Here is a 527-nt window from a genome sequence, read left to right on the forward strand (position 1 = left end):
GCCCTGCACATCGTGCGCAAGTACCGAGAGCAGTATGAATAACGACGCCGAGCCGAACAAGGGTAACGCCACCCCCACTGCCTCCGACAATGTCAATGCGAGTCTGAAGCGGCGCTATGCGGCGGAGCGGCGGTTTCGACGCTTCGGAGCCTTCGCGGTCGTTCTCGGGTTGATCTTCGTCGCGGGGCTCTTCGGCGACATTGTGAGCAAGGGCTATACGGCCTTCCAACAGACCTATATCCAGCTGCCGATCTGCTTCGACGCCAAGCTCATCACCGGCGAGGGTCCCGCCGGCTGTGCAAACGAGCCCCTCCAGCTATCGGAGGAGGCTCTGGCGTTTGATCGGCTCTCACGCGCGAACTACCGTAAGCTGATCCGCAAAGCATTGCGCGAGCGCTTCCCGGAAGTCTCGGGTCGCCTCGAGAAGCGCGCGCTCTATCGCTTGATCAGTCCCGGAGCTCGCTTTGCGTTGCGCGAGATGGTCCTCGAAGATCCCTCGCTCCTCGGCCAGCGGATTGACCTCTGGC

1 protein-coding gene is annotated in these 527 nt (G+C 62.2%); it reads left to right on the plus strand.

Translation table 11 applies throughout. The features are described 5' to 3' along the window. Positions 1–34 precede the first annotated feature (34 nt). On the plus strand, positions 35–527 hold a 493-nt coding region (locus tag CKO31_RS26450), incomplete at its 3' end, for a DUF3333 domain-containing protein (RefSeq protein ID WP_200244017.1).

It is taken from the genome of Thiohalocapsa halophila, from assembly GCF_016583825.1.
GTDB lineage: Bacteria > Pseudomonadota > Gammaproteobacteria > Chromatiales > Chromatiaceae > Thiohalocapsa > Thiohalocapsa halophila.